At 70.7% G+C, this 5,090-nt stretch carries 3 protein-coding genes and 2 pseudogenes; all 5 read left to right on the forward strand.

Translation table 11 applies throughout. From position 1 onward, the window contains the following. Nucleotides 1-156, forward strand: a pseudogene (locus tag AC07D6_RS33420) (ATP-binding protein); the annotation flags it as partial. 391 nt (nt 157-547) lie between these two features. Beyond that, on the forward strand, nt 548-3,910 hold the full coding sequence (locus tag AC07D6_RS33425) for a nitrate- and nitrite sensing domain-containing protein (protein ID WP_479050712.1): 3,363 nt from the start codon (nt 548-550) through the stop codon (nt 3,908-3,910). A gap of 10 nt (nt 3,911-3,920) precedes the next feature. Then, nucleotides 3,921-4,334, forward strand: coding sequence for a roadblock/LC7 domain-containing protein (locus AC07D6_RS33430; protein ID WP_240111643.1), 414 nt, complete (start codon nt 3,921-3,923; stop codon nt 4,332-4,334). A 96-nt stretch (nt 4,335-4,430) separates the two neighbouring features. Then, complete coding sequence (locus AC07D6_RS33435) at nt 4,431-4,973, forward strand: DUF742 domain-containing protein (RefSeq protein WP_315881754.1); 543 nt, start codon at nt 4,431-4,433, stop codon at nt 4,971-4,973. Further along, nucleotides 4,954-5,090 (forward strand): annotated as a pseudogene (locus AC07D6_RS33440) (ATP-binding protein); the annotation flags it as partial. The gene AC07D6_RS33435 and the pseudogene AC07D6_RS33440, both read left to right, overlap by 20 nt.

A 5,090-nucleotide genomic window follows, 5' to 3' on the forward strand; every position in this document is an offset into this window, starting at 1 on the left:
GACGGACACCAGCCCTACACCCCCGACGAAGTACGCGAAGCACTCCAGATCGGCCCCGACACCCCCATCATCACCACCGACGCCCGCCACCGCGCAGACGCCAAAAGCGCCCTCATCACCCTCGTCGAACACGCCCTCATGGCACGGTTGAAGTAGGCGCCCCGGGGCGGGCGGAGTGGTCCGCCCCGGCCCGCTGATCAACAAGTGGGCGCACGGATACGGCAGTTGTCGTAGGCGCTCGGGGGGCGGGCTGTGTCGTCCGACACGGCCCGCCCGCACGTTCATAACGTTTCGACAGAGAATTGCAACCTCTCGGACACGAGACGCATCCACATGGTGTCGCTGCGCTCACATGGGGCCCGCTTTTTGACGGCTCATGCTCTTTATGCCCGTTTTATCTGTCGCGCGGACCGTCGGTAATCGCTCGATCGGGCTGTTTGGAACGCGGCCGCTTTACGTGCTGCAATGCACGAACTCCTGAGTAGTACGGCTCTGAAGCAGAAGAACGGCACATCGTAGGTGCCGACGCCGAGAGGTTGTTGGTCGAGTGAGGCGAAGCACGAAAAGCGCCGCGGAGCAGCAGGCGCGGGGGAACTTCACCCCGCCGCCGCGCACGGCGGCGCCGCCTGCGGATGCGCCCGTGACACCCCCGGCCGGTCCCGCCCCCGCCGGCGGCAGCCCCAGCCGGTTCTCCCCCCGCCACTGGCACGTGGCGACGCGTCTGAACGCCATCCTCCTCGTGCCCGTGCTGGTCGGCCTGGTGATGGGCGGCTTCCAGGTGAAGACGGCCGTCGACACCTGGCAGGAGGCGCGGGACGCGGAGAAGACCGCGCGCATCGTGCAGGCCGCCTCCGAGTACGGCCAGGCGCTGCTCAACGAGCGCGACCTCACCGCGGAGCCGCTGCTCACCGCCACGAGCGAGTCCGCCCGGGAGGCGAGCGCCGTCACCGACGCGTACGCCGCCACGGACGCCGCGAAGCGGAAGTTCGACGGGGCCGTCCAGGACATGCCCGAGGGACAGGGCCTGGAGCGCCGCCTCCAGCTCTTCCGCACGGAGGAGCCGCAGCTCCAGGACCTGCGGAAGGCCGCATACACCAAGGCCCTGGACCCGGTGAAGACCGAAGAGGGCTACACCCGGGTCCAGCACGTGCTCATGGAGTTCTCCAACGAGCTCGGCCTGGGCACCGGCAACATCACGAGCTTCGGCCGCACCGTCTACGCCATCCAGCTCGCCAAGGCCGCCGAGTCGCTCCAGCGCTCGATCGGCATGCACCTGCTGCTCCGGCCGAGCGAGGACGACGAGGTCTTCAAGGCCCAGTCGAAGGCGTTCAACTCGTACAAGTACCTGGAGGACATCGCCATCGGCGAGTTCGTCTCCGGCGGTACGCAGGAGGACGTCGACCGGCTCACCGAGGTGATGACCGGCAAGGCGCAGGACGGCGCCAAGGAGTTCGCCGCCTCCGGCGTGCAGCCGCCGATCGCCCAGACGGCCTCGGGTGAGAAGTCGGTCTTCGAGGGCATGGCCGTCGAGATCGGCAAGGCCGAGGACGCCGGCGACATCAGGGCGCTCGTCAAGCGCAAGCAGGGCGGAGTCACCCCCGAGACCTGGATGGCCGTCGCCACCGGCAAGTTCGACGGGTACACCGAGGTCGAGACCGAGCTGCTCACCAAGGCGCTCAACGAGGCCACCCGGATCGCCGACGAGGCCCGGACGGACGCGTTCGTCAACGGTGGCATCGTCGTGGTCGCGCTGCTCGCCGCCTTCGTCCTGGCCGCCCTCATGGCGCGCCAGATGAGCCGCTCCATGCGCCGCCTGCGCCACGCCGCGCTCGGCGTCGCGGAGCAGCGCCTGCCGATGCTGGTCGACCAGCTCTCGCGGACCGACCCGGGCAAGGTCGACACGCGGGTCGAGCCGATCCCGATCGACACGCGCGACGAGATCGGCGAGGTCGCGCGGGCCTTCGACCAGGTCCACCGCGAGGCCGTCCGGCTCGCCGCCGAGCAGGCCCTGCTGCGGGGCAACGTCAACGCGATCTTCACCAACCTGTCGCGGCGCAACCAGTCCCTGATCGAGGGTCAGCTGACGCTGATCACGGACCTGGAGAACAACGAGGCCGACCCCGACCAGCTGGAGAACCTCTTCAAGCTGGACCACCTGGCCACCCGCATGCGCCGCAACGGCGAGAACCTGCTGATCCTCGCCGGCGAGGAGCCGGGCCGCCGCTGGGACCAGCCGGTCCCCCTGGTCGACGTCATGCGCGCCGCCACCTCCGAGGTGGAGCAGTACGAGCGCATCGAGCTGTCGGGCGTTCCCGAGGCGGAGATCCACGGCCAGGCCGTGACCGACCTCGTGCACCTGCTGGCCGAGCTGCTGGAGAACGCCACCACGTTCTCGTCGCCGCAGACCAAGGTGCGCGTCACCGCGACGCGGCTGCCCGACGGCCGCGTGATGATCGAGATCCACGACAAGGGCATCGGCCTCACCGCCGAGGACTTCGCGGACATCAACCACAAGCTGGCCAACCCGCCGACGGTGGACGTCGCGGTCTCCCAGCGCATGGGCCTCTTCGTGGTCGGCCGCCTCGCCGACCGGCACGGCATCCGCGTCCAGCTGCGCCCCTCGGGCGAGCAGGCCGGTACGACGTCGCTGGTCATGCTGCCGGACGCGATCACCCACGGTGGTGGCGGCGAGCCGCTGCAGGAGGACTTCACGGTCTCCCAGATCATCCCGGAGCAGCAGGCGTACGAGGCCGCCCCGATGCGGACGGCCGCGGAGCTCGGCTTCGACGACTCCCGCTACGAGCCGCAGCAGGACGGCGCCGCGATGGACCCGGTGGGCCGCTCCCTGAGGCGCGGGGGGCGCCGTGCCGCACTCGGCGCGCAGCTGCAGGGCGGGCCGTCGCACGACGACCGGGAGCAGGAGCGGTACGAGGGCGGCCACGAGGCCCCGTACGAGCAGCGGGACGCCCAGCAGCCGTACGGGCAGGGCGGCTACGAACAGCAGCCCGGCTACGGCGATTCCCAGCCGCAGGAGGGCTACCAGGGCGACGGCGCGGGCTACCCCGGCGGCGCCGGTCACCAGGACGGCGGCTACCAGAGCGCCGGTCACCAGGACGGCGGCTACCAGGGCGACGGCTACGGCGCCGAGGACGCGTACCGGAACGGCGGCGGGTACCACGGGGACGGCTACGCGAACGGCGGTGACTATGCCACCGGCGAGTACCCGGGGCCCGCGTATGCGGAAGGCGGCTTCGCCGGCCGCGACGCCGAGCAGCCGTCGTACGGCAACCAGTTCGAGGCCCAGCCCGACCAGGGCGGGTGGCCTGTGCAGCAGACGTACCAGGGCGGCTACGACGGCGGCTACGGTGGCGAACCGGAATCCGCTCAGGGCGTTCCCGCGAACGAGCGGGACCGCGTAGGCTTCGACCGTCCGGGTTCCGTGCCCAACGCCGAGCACGAGCTGACCGGCGCGGGGCTGCCGCGCCGCGGCAGCCAGCGGCCGGCGGACCGGCCGAGCCGGAACCAGGGCCACCAGCAGGACACCGCGGACCAGCACGCCCAGCCGGCCGGGCAGGTTCCCCAGAGCGACGCGGACGACTCCGGCGCCTGGCGTTCGACCAACGACGAACGCTGGCAGCGGGCCGTGAAGCTCAAGGAGCCGAAGGCCGGCGGGGTCACTGCTTCCGGGCTGCCCCGGCGGGTTCCCAAGGCCAACCTCGTCGAGGGAACCGCGGAGCAGACCCCGCAGGGCGGCCCGCAGGTCTCCCGCGCCCCCGAGGACGTCCGCGGCAGGTTGAGCAACCTGCGGCGGGGTGTCCAGCAGGGGCGCAACGCGGGAACGGACATGAACGGATCGGCCACTTACGATCGACACAGTGGCCCGGGTAGTACCTACAACCAGGAGCGTTAGTGTGAGCCCGATGAGCCAGGCGGCGCAGAATCTGAACTGGTTGATCACCAATTTCGTGGACAACACCCCCGGGGTGTCGCACACGGTGGTGGTCTCCGCCGACGGACTCCTGCTGGCGATGTCCGAGGGTTTCCCGCGTGACCGTGCCGACCAGTTGGCCGCCGTCGCCTCCGGTCTGACCTCGCTGACCGCGGGCGCGTCCCGCATCTTCGAGGGCGGGCCGGTCAACCAGACCGTGGTGGAGATGGAGCGCGGCTTCCTCTTCATCATGTCCATCTCGGACGGCTCGTCCCTCGCCGTCCTCGCCCACCCCGACGCCGACATCGGCCTCGTCGGCTACGAGATGGCCCTTCTCGTGGACCGCGCGGGCAGCGTCCTCACCCCGGACCTGCGCGCGGAACTGCAGGGCAGTCTTCTCAACTAGCAGACGGACCGTGCGTTTCTCGCCACCGCGCCTTAAGGTGCGGTGGCGCGGGTCCACAGGGACATGGACCGGCGAACCGCAGTCGGAGGAGGAATCGTGGCAACACCCCCAGGCGGACACCACCCGTACGACGGTGCTCACCAGGTGCAGGGTGACAACGCCCAGAACCACTACCACTTCCCCTCTGCGCCGGGCAGACAGGGCTACCAGCAGCCCTACCAGCAGCCGCAGGCACCGCGCCAGCCGGTGCAGCAGCAGCGCCGTCCGGAGCCGGCCGCGGGTGCGGGCGGGGGTGCCCACAACCCGCTGGTCCGTCCGTACGCCATGACGGGCGGCCGGACGCGACCCCGGTACCAGCTCGCCATCGAGGCGCTGGTGTCCACCACGGCCGATCCGTCGCGGCTGCACGGGCAGTTGCCCGAGCACCAGCGGATCTGCCGGTTGTGCTTCGAGATCAAGTCGGTGGCCGAGATCTCGGCGCTCCTCTCCATCCCCCTCGGCGTTGCCCGGATCCTCGTCGCCGATCTGGCCGAGGCCGGACTCGTCGCCATCCACCAGCCCGGCGGCGACGAGGCCGCCGGCGGCCAGCCAGACGTGACACTGCTCGAAAGGGTGCTCAGTGGACTTCGCAAGCTCTAGCGGCGGTGCGGCCCGCTCAACCACCAGCGCGAAGATCGTGGTGGCGGGCGGCTTCGGCGTGGGCAAGACCACGTTCGTCGGCGCCGTCTCGGAGATCAACCCGCTGCGTACCGAGGC

The organism is Streptomyces sp. NPDC045287, assembly GCF_056432325.1.

Excerpts from the sequence above, each read along its gene's own strand:
- AC07D6_RS33430 (WP_240111643.1), top strand. The coding sequence starts at position 3,921 with ATGAGCCAGGCGGCGCAGAATCTGAACTGGTTGATCACCAATTTCGTG.